The sequence below is a fragment of the Luteimonas sp. J29 genome, assembly GCF_000472505.1.
Lineage (GTDB): Bacteria > Pseudomonadota > Gammaproteobacteria > Xanthomonadales > Xanthomonadaceae > Luteimonas.
The window spans coordinates 13907-33761 of record NZ_AWZR01000014.1 but is presented as its reverse complement, the minus strand read 5'-3'; the positions used below and the strand labels follow the sequence as shown (position 1 = coordinate 33761).

The 19855-nt window shown below is 71.2% G+C and carries 22 protein-coding genes; 10 read left to right on the top strand and 12 right to left on the bottom strand.

What is annotated here, in order from left to right:
• Position 1 precedes the first annotated feature (1 nt).
• Entirely contained in the window at positions 2-841 is an 840-nt protein-coding gene (locus LUTJ29_RS0114065; RefSeq protein ID WP_198012693.1) for a CPBP family intramembrane glutamic endopeptidase, read from the bottom strand.
• A gap of 400 nt (positions 842-1241) precedes the next feature.
• Here LUTJ29_RS0114065 and LUTJ29_RS0114060 point away from each other — a divergent pair, with 400 nt between their 5' ends.
• A complete protein-coding gene (locus tag LUTJ29_RS0114060; protein WP_027073063.1) occupies positions 1242-1637 on the top strand; it encodes a DUF1801 domain-containing protein in 396 nt (131 codons plus the stop codon).
• A gap of 88 nt (positions 1638-1725) precedes the next feature.
• Positions 1726-2046, top strand: coding sequence for an HPF/RaiA family ribosome-associated protein (locus LUTJ29_RS0114055; RefSeq protein WP_027073062.1), 321 nt, complete (start codon positions 1726-1728; stop codon positions 2044-2046).
• A 19-nt stretch (positions 2047-2065) separates the two neighbouring features.
• On the opposite strand, the gene LUTJ29_RS0114050 is transcribed toward LUTJ29_RS0114055, so the two are convergent.
• Positions 2066-3238 (bottom strand): NAD-dependent epimerase/dehydratase family protein, encoded by a 1173-nt coding sequence (locus tag LUTJ29_RS0114050; RefSeq protein WP_232221226.1) that lies wholly within the window; start codon positions 3236-3238, stop codon positions 2066-2068.
• A 206-nt stretch (positions 3239-3444) separates the two neighbouring features.
• Between LUTJ29_RS0114050 and LUTJ29_RS17655 the strand changes: the two genes are divergently transcribed.
• The 7 genes from LUTJ29_RS17655 to LUTJ29_RS0114015 all read left to right on the top strand — a co-directional run bounded on the left by LUTJ29_RS17655 (position 3445) and on the right by LUTJ29_RS0114015 (position 9303).
• The gene (locus tag LUTJ29_RS17655; RefSeq protein ID WP_043741577.1) at positions 3445-4224 is read left to right on the top strand and encodes an alpha/beta fold hydrolase; all 780 of its coding nucleotides are present in this window, start codon (positions 3445-3447) and stop codon (positions 4222-4224) included.
• 447 nt (positions 4225-4671) lie between these two features.
• On the top strand, positions 4672-5979 hold the full coding sequence (locus LUTJ29_RS0114040) for a glycosyltransferase (RefSeq protein WP_232221225.1): 1308 nt from the start codon (positions 4672-4674) through the stop codon (positions 5977-5979).
• Positions 5976-6911, top strand: a complete 936-nt coding sequence (locus LUTJ29_RS0114035) for a hypothetical protein (RefSeq protein ID WP_027073059.1) — start codon at positions 5976-5978, stop codon at positions 6909-6911. The genes LUTJ29_RS0114040 and LUTJ29_RS0114035 overlap by 4 nt, the downstream gene beginning before the upstream one ends.
• Positions 6912-6971: 60 nt before the next feature.
• Positions 6972-7406, top strand: a complete 435-nt coding sequence (locus LUTJ29_RS0114030) for an FKBP-type peptidyl-prolyl cis-trans isomerase (RefSeq protein ID WP_043741574.1) — start codon at positions 6972-6974, stop codon at positions 7404-7406.
• Positions 7406-7897: a hypothetical protein gene (locus LUTJ29_RS0114025; protein ID WP_027073057.1), complete on the top strand. Its 492-nt coding sequence runs from the start codon at positions 7406-7408 to the stop codon at positions 7895-7897. The genes LUTJ29_RS0114030 and LUTJ29_RS0114025 overlap by 1 nt, the downstream gene beginning before the upstream one ends.
• A gap of 112 nt (positions 7898-8009) precedes the next feature.
• Positions 8010-8669: an NAD-dependent epimerase/dehydratase family protein gene (locus tag LUTJ29_RS0114020; RefSeq protein WP_027073056.1), complete on the top strand. Its 660-nt coding sequence runs from the start codon at positions 8010-8012 to the stop codon at positions 8667-8669.
• 100 nt (positions 8670-8769) lie between these two features.
• A complete protein-coding gene (locus LUTJ29_RS0114015) occupies positions 8770-9303 on the top strand; it encodes a hemerythrin domain-containing protein (protein ID WP_027073055.1) in 534 nt (177 codons plus the stop codon).
• Between the two features lie 30 nt (positions 9304-9333).
• Here LUTJ29_RS0114015 and LUTJ29_RS17650 read toward each other — a convergent pair whose 3' ends face one another.
• The 6 genes from LUTJ29_RS17650 to LUTJ29_RS18215 form a co-directional block, all read right to left on the bottom strand.
• Entirely contained in the window at positions 9334-10308 is a 975-nt protein-coding gene (locus LUTJ29_RS17650) for a DUF4344 domain-containing metallopeptidase (RefSeq protein ID WP_232221224.1), read from the bottom strand.
• A gap of 128 nt (positions 10309-10436) precedes the next feature.
• Positions 10437-11339, bottom strand: a complete 903-nt coding sequence (locus LUTJ29_RS17645; RefSeq protein WP_232221223.1) for an HDOD domain-containing protein — start codon at positions 11337-11339, stop codon at positions 10437-10439.
• A 202-nt stretch (positions 11340-11541) separates the two neighbouring features.
• The gene (locus LUTJ29_RS17640; protein ID WP_051323045.1) at positions 11542-12183 is read right to left on the bottom strand and encodes a GNAT family N-acetyltransferase; all 642 of its coding nucleotides are present in this window, start codon (positions 12181-12183) and stop codon (positions 11542-11544) included.
• A 123-nt stretch (positions 12184-12306) separates the two neighbouring features.
• On the bottom strand, positions 12307-13737 hold the full coding sequence (locus tag LUTJ29_RS17635) for a sorbosone dehydrogenase family protein (protein WP_084524895.1): 1431 nt from the start codon (positions 13735-13737) through the stop codon (positions 12307-12309).
• Positions 13734-14159 carry a DUF2231 domain-containing protein gene (locus tag LUTJ29_RS0113990; RefSeq protein ID WP_027073054.1) on the bottom strand — a complete coding sequence of 142 codons (426 nt, stop codon included), beginning with the start codon at positions 14157-14159 and terminating at the stop codon, positions 13734-13736. The genes LUTJ29_RS17635 and LUTJ29_RS0113990 overlap by 4 nt, the downstream gene beginning before the upstream one ends.
• Positions 14160-14274: 115 nt before the next feature.
• Positions 14275-14829, bottom strand: coding sequence for a cupin domain-containing protein (locus LUTJ29_RS18215; protein ID WP_051323044.1), 555 nt, complete (start codon positions 14827-14829; stop codon positions 14275-14277).
• A gap of 144 nt (positions 14830-14973) precedes the next feature.
• Here LUTJ29_RS18215 and LUTJ29_RS0113980 point away from each other — a divergent pair, with 144 nt between their 5' ends.
• Positions 14974-15453, top strand: a complete 480-nt coding sequence (locus tag LUTJ29_RS0113980) for a VOC family protein (protein ID WP_027073053.1) — start codon at positions 14974-14976, stop codon at positions 15451-15453.
• A gap of 151 nt (positions 15454-15604) precedes the next feature.
• Here LUTJ29_RS0113980 and LUTJ29_RS17625 read toward each other — a convergent pair whose 3' ends face one another.
• The 4 genes from LUTJ29_RS17625 to LUTJ29_RS17615 form a co-directional block, all read right to left on the bottom strand.
• Positions 15605-16102 carry a DUF1810 domain-containing protein gene (locus LUTJ29_RS17625; RefSeq protein ID WP_084524894.1) on the bottom strand — a complete coding sequence of 166 codons (498 nt, stop codon included), beginning with the start codon at positions 16100-16102 and terminating at the stop codon, positions 15605-15607.
• A 123-nt stretch (positions 16103-16225) separates the two neighbouring features.
• Positions 16226-17383, bottom strand: a complete 1158-nt coding sequence (locus LUTJ29_RS17620) for a lysozyme (RefSeq protein WP_144774248.1) — start codon at positions 17381-17383, stop codon at positions 16226-16228.
• Between the two features lie 23 nt (positions 17384-17406).
• Complete coding sequence (locus tag LUTJ29_RS18715) at positions 17407-17886, bottom strand: hypothetical protein (protein ID WP_144774249.1); 480 nt, start codon at positions 17884-17886, stop codon at positions 17407-17409.
• 797 nt (positions 17887-18683) lie between these two features.
• Positions 18684-19841 (bottom strand): hypothetical protein, encoded by a 1158-nt coding sequence (locus tag LUTJ29_RS17615; RefSeq protein ID WP_027073050.1) that lies wholly within the window; start codon positions 19839-19841, stop codon positions 18684-18686.
• Positions 19842-19855: the final 14 nt, after the last annotated feature.

The following is a 19855-nucleotide window of genomic DNA, read 5'->3' as shown; positions in this document are numbered from 1 at the left end:
GTCAGCCCCGCCCGCGACCGCGAGACCGCAGCACCAGCCACAGCAGCCCGACCAGCAGCCACACGCAGGCGACGTACGCGGCGTACAGGTGCGGCTTCTCCGAGGCTGGAAGCTCGGGGAACAGCCACGCCGCTACGGTGCCACCGCTGTTGAGCCCCAGGTGCAGCATCACCGCGACCAGCACGCTGCCGGCGGTGCGCTGCCAGGCCCAGGCATACAGCCAGGTCGATCCCAGTACCGCGGCGACGAACAGCGCGACATGGCCGACCGTCACCGGCATGCCGCTGATGGCGGTGCCGGTCGCCGCCCACCACAACGGCGCATGCCACACCGCCCAGAGCAGGCCGATCAGCACATTGGCCCTGGTGAACTCGCGGTCGAGGTCGAACTGGCGGATCGCGAATCCGCGCCAACCGAACTCTTCGGCGAGGGGGCCGAGGAACAGCGACACCAGCATGATCACCGGCAGCCACGGCCACAGGCCATGATTGGCCGGACCCGGGTGTCCCCCGGTCGCGGCGAACAGCGCCAGCGCGCCGCCATAAAGCAGCGGCGCGGCGAGCAGGACCAGCAGGCTCCAGCGCAGCGCGACCGTCGTGCCGAGCCTGCGGCCGAACAGCTCGCGCAGTCCGTCCCGGCCGTCGAAGTACGCGGCGAGCACGATTCCCCACAGGCTGGGCCCGTAGGCACCGGCGAAGAACAGCGCGAGCACGCCGGGTGGCGACTTGAACAGTTCGCCCTCGATGTCGTGCAGGACGGGAAGCCAACAGGCCCAGGACCAGGCCAGGGTGGCGACGGCGAACGTCGCGAAACGGTGTCGGGCGAGCACGGCCTTGAGCATGGGCGATTCCTTGCGATGGAGGAACATGCCCGGGCGTCGGGACGGCAGCCCGGGAACGACGTCCGGTGGTCGGGACGGGCCTGCGTACTGCGTACTGCCTGGATGCGCGGCAGGGGCCGGTGGCGTCTTCCCCGTGCGCGTTGGCCGCGCTCTGCGAAGACCGTGCAATGTGCTCCCCGGTGCCGACCATCCCACGGCTTCGACGATTGGACCATACCGGTCGCGGGAGGCGCGGGCCACGTGCCGGAGGTTGGCAAACTCCGGGCACGGCGTGGCTGCCCGGCACAATGGTTCCGGATGGAACGGGTCCGGTGGCCAGTCGATGGGAGTGGGCCTTGCCGCAACGCGGCCGTCCTGCGCGCTAACCTTTGCCGCTCTTGCGGGTCAAAGGAGGCTGGCCATGCCCAAGGCACACGCGCACACTCCCGGGCGCAAACCGCCCGTGCCGTCCGACAGCCACGCCGTCGTCGCCGACTGGATGGCGGGCACGATGCCCGCCCTGCAGCCGATCGTCGAACACGTCGACCGCGCCATCCGCGACGCGATCCCCGGCCTGCAGTACGCGGTGAAATGGAAGAAGGCGTACTACGGCCTGCCCGGCAAGGGCTGGCTGATGGAGATGGTGGCCTACGACGTGTCGGTGAACCTGGTGTTCTTCGCCGGCGCGAAGTTCGATCCCGCCCCGCCCCTGGGCGAGGGGTCGCGCTACGTCAAGATCCGTTCGCTGGACGAAGCCCGCGCTCCCGAAGTGCGCGACTGGATCGGCCAGGCCACGAAGCATCCTGGCTGGCGCTGAGGGGCCACGGCGCGGGAGCGGCGGCGGCTGACCGCACGCTCACGCTCGCGCTGTAGGATCGGGGCGGTTTCCACAGGCGGACGCTCCCATGCCCATCATCCAGTTGAACACCGACAACCACATCGACGGCACCGACGCGCTCGAGGAGCGGGTCAACGCGATGCTCGAACAGCAGCTCGGCCGCTACTTCCCCCGACTGAGCCGGATCGAGGTCTTCCTGTCAGACACCAACTCCCCGGTCAAGTCCGGCGTCGCCGACAAGCGGTGTGCGCTGGAGGCGCGCCTGAAAAACGACGACCCGGTGGGCACCAGCCACGACGCCGACACCATGGAGCAGGCCATCCGCGGCGCCTGCGACAAACTCAGGACAGTGCTCGACACCAGGATCGGGAAGCAGCGCGGCTACTGAGCCGCGATCCGCGGCCCGGCTACGCGCCCTGCGCCCGCCACGCCGCCAGCAGCTCGGCCTCGCGCTCGCGGCTGATGCCCGCGCCGAACGCGGCCTGGCGCTCGGCCGGCAGCGAGTCGAACCAGGCCAGCAGGTCGGCCACTGTCGTGGCCAGCGGGCGGAACGTGAGCCCGGCCGCGATCGCGCGCGCGTTGCTCACCGAGCCGTAGCCGCCGTACCTGGGATGCGTGCGCGAGACCCAGATCGGCAGGTCCACGCCGTTCTGCTCGAGGAAGTCGGCCGGCACGTGGGTGAAGCGCGCCGCTCCCCCGGTCACGGCGTGGCAGCCGTGCACCATCGCGTCGGTGCTCAGCGCGTAGTCCGGCCCGCAGGCATTGAAGGTGCCGGTGGTGCCGTTCTCGGCCATGCGGATCGTCCACTCCGCGAGATCGCGCCCGTCGATCACCTGCACCGGGTCGCGGCCGTCGCCGGGCACCAGCACCTCGCCGCCCTGGGCGATCCGGCGCGGCCAGTAGGTGAAGCGGTCCGAGTCGTCGCGCGGGCCGACGATGTAGCCGGGGCGGATGATCGTGGTGCGCGCGCCGAACTGCTTGTGCGCCTCCGCCTCGCTCAGCGCCTTGAGCGGCCCGTAGAGGTTCTCGATGTCCGCCACCAGCGTCTCGCGGGTCTCGGCCATCGCGTCGCGGCCCCGGTAAGGGGCGAGCGGCGCGTCTTCGCCGATGCCGGGCCTGGAGCCGTCGGCATAGACCGAGATCGTCGAGATGAAGATGTACTGGCCGACGCTGTCCTTCAGCACCTGGCCCGCGTCGCGGACCCAGAACGGGAGCGTGGTGGGGTTGTCGATGCACACGTCCCAGCGCCTGCCGCGCAGGGCGGCGAGGTCGCCGGTATTGCGGTCGCCGGACAGCTGCTCCACTTCGCCCGGCCATTCCGGCGAGGGCCGCCGTCCGCGGTTGAACAGGGTCACCCGGTGCCCGCGCGCGAGCGCGTACTGGACCTGGAACGGCCCGGTGAAGCCGGTGCCGCCGAGGATCAGGATGTCGAGCGGCTTCTTCGCGCGTTCGACCGGCGCCGACCCGGAGGCGGCGGCGAGGCCCGGCAGGGCGGCGGAGGCGGCGGCGAGCGCGCCAAGCTTGAACAGGTCGCGGCGGGTGGTGCGCATGCTGTGGGTCCCCAGGTCGATTCGGGCCATTGCAGCACCGCGCCGCGGGGCCGGCCCATGCCGGAAGTCGTGGGCGCGCGGCGGCCAGGTTTGCCGCGTCTGGCGGTATCGGCCCGGCCGCATCCATTCCCGGCCGGCATCACGGCGCACGGATGTGGAATCGCAGCGCCCGCGGCGCCCGCGCCCGTGGCACTCTCCGCCGCGACCCGTGCGCGCGCACGCCAGCACCGCCGACCATGACCCGACTCCCGAACCGCGCCATCGCCTTCGTCCTCGCCCTCCTCGCCCTCGCCTCCACGGCCGTGCAGGCCGCGGACGGCAAGTACTCCTTCGTGATGGTCCACGGCGCCACCGCCGGCGGCTGGGAGTGGAAGCGCACCGGCGAGTTCCTCACCGCCGACGGCCATACCGTGTACCGGGCCACGCTGACCGGCCTGGGCGAGCGCGAGCACCTCAACAGCCCCGACATCGACCTGGAGACCCACATCCAGGACGTGGTCAACCTGATCCTGTTCGAGGACCTGCACGACGTGGTGCTCACCGGCCACAGCTACGGCGGCATGGTGATCACCGGGGTGATGGACCGCATCCCCGAGCGCCTCAGGCACGTGGTGTTCCTCGACGCCGCGGTCCCCGAAGACGGGCAGTCGCTCTGGGACCTGTTCGGCGGCCAGGGCATGGACCCGGACCGGTTCAAGGACGGCTTCATGCAGGTGCCGTGGGTGCAGCCGGGCGCGAAGCCGCCGTACAGCGTCAAGCACTCGGTCAAGTGCTTCAGCCAGCCGGTGTCCTACCGCAACCCCGCCGCGCTGGCGCTGCCGGTCACCTACGTGGCCTTCGTCCCGGCCGACCAGTCGGTCGAGGAGCGGGCGAAGAAGGACAGGAGCTGGCAGAACGCGCAGGCCCGCGGCTGGACCATCCGCACCTTCCCCGGCGGCCACGTGGCCCAGCAGGAAGACCCGCGCGGCGTCGCCACGCTGATCGCGGACTCGGTCGGCGACCGCAACAGCCGCTGAGCCCGGCCGGCTTCCGGGCCGATCCATCGCACCGGCCCGCGCAGGGCCGGACCAGGCGGCGAGGCCGGCGCGGCCGTCCTGGAAGCGAACCGCACTCCGTCCGGCTGCGACTGCGGCCGGCGACCCCGCGGACCGGCGCTCAAGTGCCACCGCGGGCGCCGGGTGTCGTGCACCGGGCGCGGCCCCGCGCCCTCGACCTTCCCGCATGCCATGTCCGGCAGGCATCGGCGCGTCCCCGCCGCAAAGGGTGAGCGGCCGCACCCCTGAACTGTGACTCAGTTGGCATGTGCCTTGCTATTAGCCGGGCATCGTTCATCACCACTGCTCTTCGCCTTGAACTCCCCCCTCCCCGCGCCGGGCCCCGTACCGGACCCGGTTCCAGACTTCGCTGCACCCCGGTACCCCCTCCAGCCCCCAGTCCCGTATGACGCAAGGCGTCGGTTCTACGTGCCGCTGCGCGTCAAGTTCGCGCTCGTGCTCGCGGCGTCGCTGGCCTGGATGGGCCTGTCGATCTTCCTGTCCCAGCGATGGCTTGCGGACCTGTCGGCGATCATCGGCCACTGGCCGGCGGTGGTCGTGATCGCGTTCGTGGCCTGGGTGCCCGGCTTCATGAACGCGTTCCTGATCGGATCGATCCTCGGCGACCGGCGGCCGCCGCGCCGCGGCTTCGGCAAGTTGCCCGACGTCTGCGTGCTCGTGGCCTGCTACAACGAGGCCGAGAACCTGCCCGATACGCTGTCCAGCCTCGTCAGGCAGGACTATCCGGGCCACGTCGAGGTGGTGGTGGTCGACGACGGCTCGACCGACGACACCCTGGCCCTGGCGCGCGAAGGCGCCGCCCGCCTGCCCCGCCCGGGGCTCGCCATCCGGGTGTTGGCGCAGCCGTGCAACGGCGGCAAGGCGCGAGCGCTCAACCGGGGCCTGGCCGAGACCACGCAGGAACTGGTGATCACCGTCGACGGCGACTCCTGCCTGCGCCCCGACGCGCTGCGCAAGATCGTCCAGCGCTACCTTTCCGACCCGCCGGGCACCGTCGCGGTCGCGGGCGCGGTGCTGGTGCGCAACTCGCGCGAGAACTGGCTGACGCGCTGCCAGGAGTGGGACTACTTCCACGGCATCGCCGCGGTCAAGCGCGTCCAGAGCATGTACCACGGCACCCTCGTCGCCCAGGGCGCGTTCTCGCTGTACACGCGCGATGCGCTGGTGCACGCGGGCGGCTGGCCGGAATGCGTGGGCGAGGACATCGTGCTGTCGTGGGCGCTGCTCGAGAACGGAGCGCGCATCGGCTACTGCGAGGATGCCTGCCTGTTCACCCGGGTGCCGACCCGCCTGCGCCAGTTCGCGCGCCAGCGCCAGCGCTGGTCGCGTGGCCTGATGGAAGCCTTCGGACGCCACTGGCGGCTGTTGTTCCATCCGCGCATGACCACGCTGTTCATCTGGTGGAACCTGCTGTTCCTGCCGCTCGACCTGGTCTATACGTTCGCGTTCCTGCCCGGCATCGTGCTCGCGCTGTTCGGCTTCTACTGGATCGTCGGGCCCATGACCCTGCTCGTCCTGCCGCTCGCAGCGATCTGGAACCTGGTGATCTTCCGAACCCAGAGGCAGATGTTCCAGGCCCAGCACCTGCGCGTGCGCCGCAACCTGGGCGGCTTCCTGGTCTACACCCTCGGCTACACCATGATCCTGCAGCCGGTCTGCGTGATGGGCTACGCGGCAGAACTGCTGCGCCTGCGCAAGACCTGGGGGACGAAATGAGCCGCCTCGCACATCTCCTCGCAGCTCCGCTGCTGGTCGCCACCTTGGCGGCGTCCGCACCGGCGCCCGCCGACGACGGCGACGACGTCGCTCGCCAGGCGGTGCGCGTCGATGCCTGGGCCAGTTCGGATGCCGACGGCAACGACACCCGTCGCCTGGCCCTGGGCTGGGACGTGGTCCATCGCGACCTCGACCACTGGTGGGGCGCGAAGGTCGAACGCGCCGAGTTCTCCGGCGACGGCTGGCACCGCCACGAGGAGCGCGCCTACCTCTCCGGCGCCGGCGACCTCGGCACGTGGCGGTGGCTGGGCGACCTTGGCAGCAATGGCGACGACCTCGTCGGCCGGGCCTCGATCCACAGCCTCGACGCGCGGCGCAAGGAGGTCTTCGTCGAACGCGACACGCTCGAGACGCGCAGTGGCGTGGCCAATGGCTGGGTCCATACCTTCGCCGGCGCGACGGTCGACCTGCCGATGGGCGAGCGCTGGTCGGCCACCCTGCTCGGCGGCGCCCAGCACTTCGGGACCGGCCGCAACCTGCGCACCCACCTGCGGGGCCACCTGGTGCATGCGCTGGTCCCCTCCCAGGGCGTCAGCCTGCAGCTGCGCAGCCGGTACTACCGCAACAGCCATCCGCGCGAAGCGGACTACTTCTCGCCATCGTGGTACGGCGAAACGTTGGGCGTCGTCGGCTGGCGGCGCTTCGTCGGCGGATACCAGTGGCGCGCCCTCGCGGGCATCGGCCGGCAGCGCAATGCCGACGACGCCTGGCGGCGCGCGCGCATGGTCGAGGTCGGCCTGGAGACGCCGCGCTGGCGCGATGCCTGGCTGCGCGTGGACGCCGGCTACTCCGATACCCCGGTCCTGGCCGGGGACGGCACCGACGCGTACGCGTACCGCTACCTCCGGGTGCAGGGCGTCGTGGCATTCTGACGGCACCGGGGCCGGCGCAGGCTATCCTCTGCGTTCCCCCGCAACCCGCTGTCCCGCCGCATGACGTTCCGCATCCTCCTTGCGACCTGCCTGCTCGCGCTCCTCGCCGCCTGCGGCGGACCGCTGCCCTACACCGGCGGCGACGTCCCCGATCTCCAGCGCGTCGACGTCGCCGTGGGCGACGGACCGGCGGCGAAGGCCGGCGACGAGGTGGCCGTCCACTACACCGGCTGGCTCTACGACGAGAAGGCGCCCGACCGGCGCGGCGCGAAGTTCGACAGCTCGCGCGACCGCGGCCAGCCGTTCGTGTTCCGGCTCGGCGCCGGCCGCGTGATCCGCGGCTGGGACGAGGGCCTGGAGGGCATGCAGCCGGGCGGCAAGCGCGAGCTGTACATCCCTGCCTGGCTGGGATACGGCGAGCGCGGCGCCGGCAAGGTGATCCCGCCGGGCGCCTCGCTGGTGTTCGAGGTCGAACTGCTGGACATCCGCCGCTGATGCGCGGCTGGTACCGGCTGTACGAGGACTACTCGCACGACCACGGCATCGTCTCGCAGCCGGCGCTGCACGACGCGAGTGTGCTGCAGGGGCGGCCCATCGAAACCACCGGCCTGCCGCCGCTCGAGTTCGAGCTCGACGCCCCGGACGATGCCTGGCTGCCGCACTTCATGACCGGCGGCACGGTGCTCGCCAGCGACGCCTTCATCGCCACCCTGCGTGCCGCGGGCGCCGACAACTTCCAGTCCTTCCGGGCGCGGCTGTCGATCCGCGGCAGCGGCGCGGTCCGGCACGACTACCAGCTGTTCAACGTGCTGGGCCAGCGCGGGCCGGGCGCCGCGGACGCCCCGCCACCCGGTGCCGGCGCAGTGCACATGTTCCGGCGCGCCGGGATCCCGGCCGACCTGGTCGTGGACGACGTGGTCCGCGACGCGCTCGCCGCGCATCGGCCACCCGGCGGCTGGGGTGTCATCCTCGAGGCGCTGGACTGAGCGGCGCCGGCGCGCGGTCGCGCCGCGCCGCGTCGGGCGCCCGTCGACGCACGGCGAACGCGGTCGCTAGACTGCGCCGGGAGCTTGCGTTGGAGGCACCATGCGGATCCTGATGACGGGCGCCACGGGGCTGGTCGGGCAGGGCGTGCTGGTCGAAGCGCTCGCCCGTCCGGACGTGTCGGCGGTGGCGGTACTCGGCCGGCGCGCGATCGGCCACGCCGATCCGCGGGTGCAGGACCTGGTGGTCGAACGCTTCGACGCCCTCGAAGGCGTCCTCGACCGCCTGGCGCCGTTCGATGCCTGCTTCTACTGCGCCGGCGCCCCGCCCGTGGGCACGCCACAGGGGCGCTACCGCCACGTCACCTTCGACCTCACCCTGCACGTGGCCCGCGCCTTCGCCGAACGCAATCCGCGCGCGCGCCTGCTCTACGTTTCGGGCGCGCACGCCGATCCCGGCAGCCGGATCATGCCGCTGCGGATCAAGGGCGAGACCGAGGTCGCGCTGCAGGCGCTGCCGCTCACCACGGTGATGCTGCGCCCCGGCGGGATCCGGCCGGCGCACGGCGAACGCAGCCCGCACCGCTGGATGCGCCCGTTCTACGCGGTGGCCGCGCCGCTGATGGGCGTGGGCGCGAGGCTGGCGCCGGGGCTGCTGACCAGCACCGCGCACCTCGGCCGCGCGATGCTGGCACTCGCGGCCATGCCGTCCCCGCCCCGGGTGGTGGAGAACGACGCGATCAACCGCCTGGCCGCGGGGCCGGGCAGCGCCTGACCCGTTCCCTCCACGGCCCGGACGGCCGCCGCCCGTCCGCTCACGTCGCCACCACGGCCGCTGCCGCATGGTCTTCGCTCCCTGCCACGAGGAATGCACCATGGCGACGCGCGACATACTGAAGACGCTCAGGGCCGAGCACGACGAGCTGCGGCAACTGTTCGAACAGATGGAAGGCACCACCGACCGCGCGGCGAAGAAGCGCGCCGACCTGCTCGCCAGGATCAAGGCCAACCTGTTGCCGCACGCCAAGTGGGAGGAGACCGTCTTCTACCCGATGTTCGCCGAGCGCGCCGACCGCGACGGGCTCAAGACCCACGCCGAGGCGGTGGAGGAACATCGCGCCGTCGAGAAGACGGTGCCGCCCGACGTGCACGCGGCCGAGTTCGGCACGCCGCAGTTCGCCGGACGGGTCAAGGTGTTCGGCGAGATGATCGACCACCACGCCAGCGAGGAGGAAAGCACCATGTTCTCGATGGCGCGCAAGCTGTTCACCGCAAAAGAGCGTGCCGGCCTGGACGTCGCCTACGAGGAGTGGAAGGCCTCGCCGGCCGCCGCCGCGCTCACCGCCGTGGCCGAGGCCAAGACCGGGCTGAAGGCGGCGGCGCGCCGGGTCACGCGCCGCGCGCAATAACCGGGGGCGATCCGGCCGACAACGGCGCCGTCAGTCGCCGCGCATCAGGTAACGCGCGCCTTCCTCGCGGTAGGCCTCGTAGCCGGGCGCCAGGTGCGGCAGCAGCAGCCGCACCCAGGCGCGGCTGACGCGGCGGGTTTCGCGCGGGCACCCCCGGGCCCGCTCGGCGGTCAGGTCGCCGGCGGCGACCATGCCCGCGAAACCCGCCGGGTCGGTGCCGTAGATCAGACACTGCAGGTTGAAATAGCGCTGCTCGCCGAGCGCGTGTTCGCCGGCGTAGGCATCGAGGTTGTAGGCGCCGGTGCTGCGCGAGAGCATCCAGTTGGCGGCCAGGCGCAGGTTCTCGATCACCTCGCCGGGGGTTTCCTCCAGGCTCGCGAAACGCAGCATGAGGATCGCCGCGAGCTGGTCCACCGCGTCCTCGAGGCGGCCGGTCACCGGCAGGTCCAGCAGGTGCACCAGCGCATGCCCGGTTTCATGCAGCACGATGAAGCGCACGTTGGCGCGCACGTAGCGCAGCGGATGCTCGTCGCCGCGGCCGAGGGCCTGCTGGTGCGCCTTGCCGCGCTCATAGAGCACGCGCAGGGTTTCGTAGCACAGCACCACCTCGACCTCGGCCGGCCGGTAGAACGCGCCGAACTCACCGCACTCGGCGGTCACGTAGCGCAGCCGCCGGGGCAGCGCGAACATGCCGTCGATGGCCTGGACCTCCGGCAGCCGGCGCAACAGGTCGGCGTCGCGCACGCGCTCGTGGATGCGCTGCAGGTCCGCCGACGCGGGCGGCACGTAGGCGTACTCGAACGCGGGCGGCGCCACGGCCCTGGGATCGGGCGCCGCGCTGGGCCGCACCACGCTGCGCGACAGCGGCCCCTCGTCGGAGTCCGGCGGCGCGGTGCGCGCGCCGGGCGACACCGCGCAGCCCGCGGCGAAGGCGAGCGCCAACAGCAGGTGGAGCGGGGGAAACCTGGGCCGCCGCATCGATGCCTCGCCGGGTGCGTCCGCCAAGCAAACCATGCGCACCCCATCCACGTCAGCCCCCGGCAGCGCCGTCGGCCGCGCCCGGCACGTCATCGCGTCGTGCCCCGCGGCGGGGCCGGCAGCCGGGCCGCCACGGGCGTGGCGCGGGGCCCTCCTCACGCCTGCCCCGCCCCGCCGGGCGCCGGGCCATCGGTATCCAGCATCTGCCCGGCGGCGAGCGCGCGGCCCATGCGCACGCGGCGCGCCAGCGGCCCCAGCGCATCGTCGGGCAGGTCGTCGGCCAACTGGTCCATCGCCTGCCGCACGCGTTCGGACAGGCCCCAGTCGGCCGAGATCGCGCGCGCACAGCGCACCGACCAGGCATCGAGCAGCGACACCATGGTGTCCACGCCAGGCACGCCGGCGCCGCCCTTCCCCCAGCTGTCGCGCATCACCTGCACCACCACCACCGCGCCCAGTCCACACACCAGGGCCAGCAGCTGGGCCGAGTGCAGGTCGTCGCGCGCGACACCGGGCGCCGGCTGCAGGGCGAAGCCGGCCGACTGCAGGGTATGTCGCCAGAGCAGCGTCGCGCAGCGGGCGAACAGACTGCCGTCGTCGGCGATCACCGGCTGCAGCAGCGCGGCCATCGCGGTGCGGCGCAGGCCGTCGGTGCCGAGCAGGGCCACCGCCCGCTCCAAGTGTTCGACCGGACCGCCGCGGCGGGCGTACATGGCGCTGTTGGCGACGCGCAGCAGGTTGCCTGCCAGCGCCGGATCCTGGGCGAGGATCGCGGCGATCGACTGCGCGCTCGCCCCGGGATCGTTGATCGCGCGGGTGAGCTGCGGCAGCAGCTGCGGCCGGCGCGGCACGTAGCGCGGGTGCGCGCGGATGCCGGCCAGGGTCTCGACCGCGGCCGCCTCGGCCGCGGCCTGCAGGTCCCCGTCGCCCCCCGGCGGTGCGGGCCGTGCGCTGGCCGCGGCGCGTCCGCACAGCTGCTCCAGGATCGCGCGCTCCGCCGGCAGCATCGCCGGGCCGGGGTCGTCGGCCGCGCCGGCCGGTGCACCTTCCCCGTCCACAGCGGCCGCTTCACCCGGGGCCGATGCAGGCGCGCCGCCCGCCACGGGCGCCAGCCGTGCCCGGCCGCGGCGCATGCGCGCGAGCAGCCATCCGCCCGACGCAAGCGCCGCCGCGACCGCAAGGATCACCACCCACGACATCGGCACGCCCTGCTCGCCCCCCCCCAAACCTGCCGGTCTCCCCTCCGGCGCCGCGGCGTATTCAAGCACAGTGCGGCGGACCGGGGCTGCGCGGATGGCGCAGCATGAACCAGTTGTCCACGCCCAGCACCCGCTGCCGTCCCGCTTCCTCGAAGCCGCCGCGGCGGTAGAGGCGCACGTTCTCGGGCTTGTCGGTTTCCAGGTAACCGATGCCGCCGCAGCGATCGAGCCGCTCGCACACCGCCTCCATCAGCCGGGTGCCGATACCCTGCCCGCGCCGCCCGCGCGCCACCGCCGCGGGTCCCAGGTGCCAGTGGTCGAACCGCGGGTCATGCCGGCGCCAGGCATGCAGCCAGCAGGCGATCCTGGGCAGGCGGTGCAGCGAGCGGGCACGCGCCAGGATCCGCAGCATCGTGGCCTTCTCCCTCGCCGGCGGCTGGCAGTGGCCCGGGGCCACCATGGCGGCGACCCCCACCAGCCGTTCGCCGTCGAACGCGCCAAGCACGTGCCCGGTGCGCCGCTGCCGGTCCAGCAGCCGCACGAAGGCGTCGGCCAGCAACGGTTCGAGCCGCGCCTGCGTGGCGCCGAACACGCGCAGGTGCAGCGGGTTGTCGCGCATGCCCGCGGCCAGCAGGCGCGCGGCATCGGCCAGCAGGGCCGGCGGAAGGGAGGCGACCTGGAGGGGGCGGGCGGCGTCCACCATGACCACACCATACCCGTGCTGTCGGCCGAACCGGCGCGGGCCCCTCCCGGCACGCCCAGGCACCCAGGCGCCCCCACGGCCCGGGCGGCCGTCCAGTGCGCGCCAGGACCGGCCCGGGGCGGATCAACCGGGCGGGGGCGGCGCCGGTGTGGGCGTGGTTCCGGCTTCGTCGTCCCCTGGCCCGGTGTCGTCACCCGTCGCACCGTCCCGGTCGTCCATCCCGCCCGCGTCCTCTCCCAGCGGCGGAACAGGATCCAGGGCCGGCGCATCCACGCGCGACACCCGCCAGATCGTGTTCGACAGGTCGTCGGCCACGATCAGCGCCCCGCGCGGGTCCACGGTTACGCCCACCGGCCGCCCGCGCGTGGTGCCGTCGTCGTCGCGGAAGCCGGTGACGAAGTCCACCGGGTCGCCCGCCGGGCGGCCGTTGCGGAACGGCACGAACACCACCTTGTAGCCGACCGGATCGGCGCGGTTCCAGCTGCCGTGCATGCCCACGAACGCGCCATCGGCGAACGCCGGCCCCATCGCCGCGCTGGAGAAGTCCAGGCCCAGCGCGGCAACGTGCGCGCCCAGGCTGTAGTCCGGCGTGATCGCCTGGGCCACCTTCTCCGGGTTGCGCGGGCGCACGCGCTCGTCCACGTGCTGGCCCCAGTAGGCCCAGGGCCAGCCGTAGAAGCCGCCCTCGCGCACCGAGGTCAGGTAGTCGGGCACCAGGTTCGGGCCGAGCTCGTCGCGCTCGTTCACCACCGCCCACAGCTGGCCGCTGCCCGGCTGGATGGCGAGCGCGGTCGGATTGCGCAGCCCGGTGGCGTAGGGGCGGTGCATCCCGCTGGCCACGTCGATCTCCCACACCATCGCCCGGTCCTGCTCGGCGAGCATGCCGCGCTCGGTGATGTTGCTGTTGGAGCCGATGCCCACGTAGAGCCTGCGTCCGTCAGCGCTCGCGGTCATCGCCTTGGTCCAGTGGTGGTTGATCTCCGACGGCAGCAGGGCAAGCGTCTCGGGCGTGGCCGCGCTGGCCTGGGTCTGCCCGGGCGTATAGTCGAAACGGACCACCGCGTCCTGGTTCGCCACGTACAGGCTGTCGCCTACCAGGGCCAGGCCGTAGGGGGCGTTGAGGTTGGCGGCGAACACGGTCTGGATCTCGTAATCGCCATCGCCGTCCGCGTCGCGCAGCAGGGTCAGGCGGTTGCCGCTCTGGACCTGGGTGGTGCCGGCGGCCTTGATCGGCCCGGCGATCACGTCCTTGGGCTTGAGCCTGGGCGCGTTCCCGCCGCGGCCCTCGGCCACCAGGATATCGCCATTGGGCAGCACCAGCGTCTGCCGGGGGATCAGCAGGTCGGTGGCGATCGCCCGCACCTCGAAACCCTCCGGCACCAGCGGGACGCGGTCGCCCCACCCCGCCGGCTTGGCGATCACCATGTCCGGCATCAGGCCGCGCCGCGGCTCGGGCAGCTCAGGGTCGGCGCCGTACTGCAGGGGCGGCTGTTCGCCCGAACAGGCGGCCAGCATCGTCGCCAGCGCGAGCGCGGCCGGGGCCAGGCGGTTCATGGCGCACCTCCGGTGCGCACGGCCCCGCACCCGAGCCAGGTCGCCGCGCAGGCCAACAGGACGGTGATCACCGACAGCACCAACCCGCCCGGCATGCTGGCCCAGGCATCGCGCGCGTGCCAGAGCGCGTTGAGCAAGCCCACGATCCAGGCCACCAGCAGCAGCACGAAGTGCAGCAGCGAGTGGCGGGTGCGGCGTGCCGGCAGCAGGCCGAGGATCGCGCACACCAGCGCCGCCCCCGCCACCACCAGGCCCCCGGCGATCAGCCAGGAGGCGAAGTTGTTCCACTGGATCTCGTAGCTGCGGGTGTAGGCGATATCGCTGAGCAGCGCAGCGAGGAACAGGGTCGCCGCGCCGCCGAGCAGCACGGCGTGGAGCGGTGGACAGGACGTCACGTACGGTCGGTGGATGCTGGCGGACATCGCGCGTTCTCCCTCTGGGCCGGTCACACGGCGGCGGCGCCCACCCTACGCGTGCAGGGCTCACGGCGATGTGTACGGGCCGTCGACAGGCACTGCGGGTCCGGCAACGTGCCCGCTACTGCGCCGGTTGCAGCCATGCCCCGTGGCGGTGCACGACGTCCATCATCCGCGGCAGGAACTCCTCGTCGCCGCGCCGGACCGTCCGCGCGAGTTCGACCCGGTCGAGAAAGAACGCCTCGAACCCGCCGGGCGTGAACGTGGTGAGCAGTTTTACCGGCAGGTCGTCCGCGCTGCCTTGGGCGTGCGGCGTGCCGCGCGGAATGTGGACATACGAGCCGGCCGCGAGCGTGTGGGTCGTGCCCCCGACCTCCAGCTCCAGCGTGCCTTCCAGCGCGTAGAAGCTCTCGTCCATGCCCGGGTGCACGTGCGGCGGCGTGCGGTAGCCCGGGGCCTCGTTGAGTTCGAGCACCGCGTAGCGGCCGCCGGTGGCCGCCGCCTGCACCAGGATGCGCAAGACCCCCGCGTCGTAGGCCTGTTCGGCGGTGTCGGCCGTGGCCACCACGACCGGCGCGGGCCTCGCGTCCGAGGGCGCATCGGCCGCCGCCGCCCCTGCCACGACCGACACCGCGGCGAGCGCCGCGAACAGGGAACCATGGCGGCTGGGCGGCATGGCGGGTCTCCGGCTGGATCCCTTGCCACAACGCGGCCGCGGCCGCCGGCCGGCCACCGGCGTGGCGCGCAGGGTGTCGATTCCCGCCCCGCCCGCTCGTCGCACCATGGAAAGCGCGCCGCACGCCCCCTGAGGAGAGGCATCATGATCCCGAAGAACACCATCTGCCTGTGGTTCAACGGCAACGCCCTCGAAGCCGCCCGGTTCTACGCCGACACCTTCCCCGACAGCGCCGTCGGCAGGCTCGTCCACGCCCCGGGCGACTATCCGGCGGGCAAGCAGGGCGATCCGCTCACCGTGGAGTTCACCGTGCTGGGCACTCCCTGCGTGGGCCTGAACGGCGGCCCGCAGTTCCCGCAGACCGAGGCGTTCTCGTTCCAGGTGGTCACCGAGGACCAGGCCGAAACCGACCGCTACTGGGACGCGATCGTCGGCAACGGCGGCCAGGAGAGCGCCTGCGGCTGGTGCAAGGACCGCTGGGGCGTGTCATGGCAGATCACCCCGCGCGTCCTGATCGAGGCCTACCGCGGCGAAGACCGCGCGGCGGCCAAGCGCGTGTTCGACGCGATGATGCAGATGCGCCGGATCGACGTGGCCACGATCGAGGCGGCGCGGCGCGGCTGACGGGCGCCGCGGTCGGACGCCATCTTGTCCGTCGCCGATCTGGATGGACGGGGCGGAACTTCGCAACCAGCCGGTGAACGCCATGCAGGCGGCCCGCCCTCAACCTGCCGCCGGACCCACCCGCCCGGTCGATTCCGGCCACGCCGGTCGCTCAGGCGCCGCCCGACTCGATCGACAGCGCTTCCAGCGTCAGGCGGTCCTCCAGTCCGCAGGTGCGCAGCGCGTCCGCGAACACGCTGTCGGCGCCGCCGGCCTGCGCGAACAGTGTCATGCAGGAGATGAACTTCATCGCGTCCAGCTGGCCGAAGATCACCGGCGGCGGAACCCCGGCCTGGAGCACGCAGCGCGTCGCGGCCTCGAGCCGGGGCCCGAGCACAGGATGCGCCAGGTAACGCCGTGCCTCCTCCAGCCCGCGGATCCCGTAGAACGCCGATTGAGCGCTCCTGCCCAGGCCGCGCAGCTGGGGAAACACGAACCACATCCAGTGGCCGCGCTTGAGTCCTGCCCGCAGTTCCCCGAGTGCGCGTTCGTACACGCCTTCCTGCGCTTCGACGAACGCTCGAGGGGATCCGCATCGTGGGCATGTCCGGCCATGGCACCCTGCACCCCGTTGCCCGCCATCCCGCCAGCATACACATGCTGTCGGCACCGGCGAGGCCCGCGCGGCCTTCCCGCCCGCGCCGAACGGCCGGTGCCGCCCGGCCCGGAGCCGATCGCATGAGCTGTCCTGGACGAGCGGCCCGCGCCAGACGCGGTCCTCCTGGCCAGGCCGCTATCGCGCCATCGCGTCCCGCGCGGCCTCCTCGCCCCTGGCCAGCGCGTCCTCTCCCATCCGGATGAACGCCTGCCCCTCCGGCGAGTCGGCCAGCCTCCGGAGCGCACGGTCGGCCTGCTCCGCATCGCCCGACGCCAGCGCCGCGACGGCCGCATTCAGGTGCCCGTGCTGGAACGGGCCCGGCGGCGGCCCTGCCGGACCGTCCATCCGGGGTGCGAGCGCCGGATTCCCCGGCTGCGCACCCTCCCCTGCTGCCAGGGCGAACTCGCGCGGAAACCGCCCGGGATCGATCAACCCGGCATTGAACCGCTCCTCCGTGAGCTCGCCGGCAAGCGCCGGATAACGCTCACGCAGGTGCGCGAGCAGGCGCGACCTGGCCGGTTCCAGCGAGTCGGCGATGGTCTGCACCTCTCCGTAGATGGCGACGATGTCGGGGTAGTCGCGATTGGCATGCGCGATCCGGTTCGGTCGCGCCTCGACGCCATCCACCGTCAGGCCGAATCGGCGTTCGACCCGGTCGATCTCGGCATGGTGCTCGCGGTACATCGCGTACACGGCCGCGGCCTCTTCCACGGAAACGGCCTCCGGGTCGTCGTAGAGGCCGAAGATTTCGGCTTCGGCGAAGCGGCGCTTGCGCAGGCCGCCTTCGGCGTTGGCCCTCGATCCCCAGCAGTTGTAGCGCAGCTGATACCAGGCCTCCGCGCGGTCGCCACCTTCAATTGCATCCCATACCGGATGCCGCTGCATTGCTCCGACGCCCCTGTTGTACGTGACGGAGACAACGGCGACGCGTTCCACCGAGAGCGGCATACCTGCGCCCTCCGCGGGAGCCTCGTACTCGTGGATGGAGGCCCTGTACAGCTGATTCGCCTCCTCTTCGGTCAGGACCCTCTCGAACCCAAGGGCGATGGCGGTCCTGTCTTCGGGGCGCGCATGGTCCACCTGGCGAAGAACCTCAAGTTGCGCAGGCGTCAGATCCATCCCGGATCGCGTCCAGATGGCGACGTTCTCGTTACGGTTCAGTGTGTATCCCCAACCGATCGTTGCCTTGCCGTCTCCAACGTCCTGGACCCGGGCATGCATTCCCTCCGTGCTGACCAGGACCTCGCGAAGGCGCCGATCGTATTCTTCTCTCGTAAGATGCCTGAATTCCATTTCAAGCTCCGCTGCCATGCGCCTCAGCTGCAATCACTCCGCAGATTCAAGGACTCGTCCTCGGTTGGCTTCAACAGTTCATCCATCGCGATGATGGAAATGTCGCCACCTCCCTCGCTCAGCGTTTCCAGCACTTTCCAGGCAAGACCATCTGTGGCCCTGGTGATGCGCACGCGCAGGATGTCGCCGTTCCTCCCGCTTCGGACATCGACAACGGCGGTGCCGTCGCTCTCCTCGATTCCGTCAACGACACCCTCGTCGATCTGACGGAGGTTCACCAGCGCACCGCCATACTCGCCGCAGACACGCTTTCCAGTCTGCCTGAGGGTGACGGAGAAGCCGCCGCATTCAAGATCAGGTCTGTCTGGATTGCACCAGTCGACACTCCATGACCCCGAGAAGCCTGACTTGCCGCCAGGATCTTCACCGCTCTCGATTGCCGAGGCACACCCACCGGCGACGATGAGCAATACGATCGAAACAGATAGCCCAACAGGTCTCATTCCAGCACTCCTTTGCCGTGGGTACGTGCAACCTGGCCTCAGCTAACACCCTTCCGGTGACCTCAGGTGGCCAGCTGGCCTCCTCTCGAGGATGGCCTCATTTGCGATGAGCACAAAGTCATTGCCTCCGCGCTCGAGGGTCTTGCCCTGTTTCCAGCGAAGATCCTCGCCTATGCGCCGCACATGGACCTCCACCACGGTGTTGTTGCGGTGGCTGCGAACCTGCAGGTCTGCGCTGTGTCCCGTGGCGATGCCCTCCACGCGACCCTCGTCCACCTGCGTCAGGTTTACTCGCGCACTATCGTACTTGCCTCAGATGCGGCCGCCCTTCTGCACCAATGTAACGTCAAAACCACCGCACTCTTGATCCGGCCGGGCCTCGTTGCACCACTCGACGGACCACGTACCCGAAAAAGGAGCTGAACCGTCAGATACGTCGCCGGAGCGGACATTCAACGCACACCCCGCGGAAGCGGCCGTCAGGGCGGCCACCATCGTGATCCTCCTGATCCGTCCCATCTGAGCACTCCATGCTTCATGGTCGATGCCGGCGAATGGCGCCAGCGGAGCCCGACGCCGACAAGGTTCATTCCTCCACGCGCCAGTGCGCGAACATCCTGACGATCTCGTGGTGTCCGCGTTCCTCGGGTCTTTCCCTTGCAGCAGTACCAGTAGCATCGGCGCATGCGCCGGATACCACCAGATCACGACCGGCAAGGTGCGTCCCCGCCTTGCTCCCTACAGGCTTGTTCTCGTCGACCAGGCGTTTCGGATGCACGTTAGTACGGCACCCTGCGCTACCGGACCAACGCCTCTCGCGCGACCTCCTCGCCCCTGGCCCGCGCTTCCTCGCCCATATGGATGAACGCCTGTCCCTCCGGCGAGTCGGCCAGCCTCCGGAGCGCTCGGTCGGCCTGCGCTGGATCGTCCGACCGCAGCGCCGCGACCGCCGCGTTCAGGTGCCCGCTCTGGAACGGGCCATGCTGCGTCGCTGCAGGGCCGGCCATCCGGTGCGCGACCGCAGGACTTCCCGGCTGCACGCCCTGCCCTGCCACCACTGCGAACTCACGCGGGAACCGCTCGGGGTCGATCAAGCCGGCATTGAACCGTTCCTCCGTGAGCTCGCCTGCAAGCGTCGGATACCGTTCGCGCAGGTGCCCAAGCAATCGTGACCTCGCCGGCTCGAGCGAGTCGGCGATCGTCTGCACCTCGCCGTACATCGCCACGATGTCGGGGTAGTCCCGGTTCGCGTGCGCGATCCGGTTCGGCCGCGCCTCGACCCCATTCACGGTCACGCCGAACCGGCGTTCGACCCGGTCGATCTCGGCATGGTGCTCGCGGTACATCGCGTACACGGCCGCCGCTTCTTCCACGGAAACGGCCTCCGGGTCGTCGTAGAGGCCGAAGATCTCGGCTTCGGCGAAGCGGCGCTTGCGCAGGCCGTTCTCGGCGCTCACCTTTGACCCCCAGCAGTTGTATCGCAACTGATACCAAGCCTCGGCCCGGTCTCCATCCCTTATCGCACCCATGACCTCATGACTCCGCATGACACCCGGACCACGGTTGTACGTCACGGAGACCACCGCGACGCGCTCGTCTGACAGAGGCATGCCCGCTTCAACGGCCGGCGCCTCATAGGCCTGGATCGAAGCTCTGAGCAAACGGTCGGACTCCGTCTCTGTAAGAACCTTGTCGAACGTCAGACCTATGGCCGTCTTCCGACCCTCCGGCGCCCGGTCCACATGCTCGAGGACTGCCGTCTGCTCTGGCGTCAGCTCGATGCCCGCCCTTCGCCATATGGGCATGTTCTCGTGATTGTTGAGCGTGTAACCCCATCCAATCGTTGCGAGGCCATCCCCCACATCCTGTACACCAGCATGATGCCCTTCCGTCCCGACGATCACCTCGCGAAGCTTTCGATCGTACTCATCCTGAGCAAGTAACCTGAACTCCATCTCTTGTCTCCATC

Coding starts and splice junctions, on each gene's coding strand:
- LUTJ29_RS0114060 (WP_027073063.1), top strand. CDS start 1,242: ATGCCCAAGGCACACGCGCACACTCCCGGGCGCAAACCGCCCGTGCCG.
- LUTJ29_RS17615 (WP_027073050.1), bottom strand. CDS start 19,841: ATGGAGTTCAGGTTACTTGCTCAGGATGAGTACGATCGAAAGCTTCGC.
- LUTJ29_RS17635 (WP_084524895.1), bottom strand. CDS start 13,737: ATGAACCGCCTGGCCCCGGCCGCGCTCGCGCTGGCGACGATGCTGGCC.
- LUTJ29_RS0114065 (WP_198012693.1), bottom strand. CDS start 841: ATGCTCAAGGCCGTGCTCGCCCGACACCGTTTCGCGACGTTCGCCGTC.
- LUTJ29_RS0114055 (WP_027073062.1), top strand. CDS start 1,726: ATGCCCATCATCCAGTTGAACACCGACAACCACATCGACGGCACCGAC.
- LUTJ29_RS18215 (WP_051323044.1), bottom strand. CDS start 14,829: ATGCCGCCCAGCCGCCATGGTTCCCTGTTCGCGGCGCTCGCCGCGGTG.
- LUTJ29_RS0114020 (WP_027073056.1), top strand. CDS start 8,010: ATGACGGGCGCCACGGGGCTGGTCGGGCAGGGCGTGCTGGTCGAAGCG.
- LUTJ29_RS0114015 (WP_027073055.1), top strand. CDS start 8,770: ATGGCGACGCGCGACATACTGAAGACGCTCAGGGCCGAGCACGACGAG.
- LUTJ29_RS0113980 (WP_027073053.1), top strand. CDS start 14,974: ATGATCCCGAAGAACACCATCTGCCTGTGGTTCAACGGCAACGCCCTC.
- LUTJ29_RS18715 (WP_144774249.1), bottom strand. CDS start 17,886: ATGAGACCTGTTGGGCTATCTGTTTCGATCGTATTGCTCATCGTCGCC.
- LUTJ29_RS0114035 (WP_027073059.1), top strand. CDS start 5,976: ATGAGCCGCCTCGCACATCTCCTCGCAGCTCCGCTGCTGGTCGCCACC.
- LUTJ29_RS17655 (WP_043741577.1), top strand. CDS start 3,445: ATGACCCGACTCCCGAACCGCGCCATCGCCTTCGTCCTCGCCCTCCTC.
- LUTJ29_RS0114030 (WP_043741574.1), top strand. CDS start 6,972: ATGACGTTCCGCATCCTCCTTGCGACCTGCCTGCTCGCGCTCCTCGCC.
- LUTJ29_RS0114050 (WP_232221226.1), bottom strand. CDS start 3,238: ATGGCCCGAATCGACCTGGGGACCCACAGCATGCGCACCACCCGCCGC.
- LUTJ29_RS17640 (WP_051323045.1), bottom strand. CDS start 12,183: ATGGTGGACGCCGCCCGCCCCCTCCAGGTCGCCTCCCTTCCGCCGGCC.
- LUTJ29_RS0113990 (WP_027073054.1), bottom strand. CDS start 14,159: ATGTCCGCCAGCATCCACCGACCGTACGTGACGTCCTGTCCACCGCTC.
- LUTJ29_RS17620 (WP_144774248.1), bottom strand. CDS start 17,383: ATGGAATTCAGGCATCTTACGAGAGAAGAATACGATCGGCGCCTTCGC.
- LUTJ29_RS0114025 (WP_027073057.1), top strand. CDS start 7,406: ATGCGCGGCTGGTACCGGCTGTACGAGGACTACTCGCACGACCACGGC.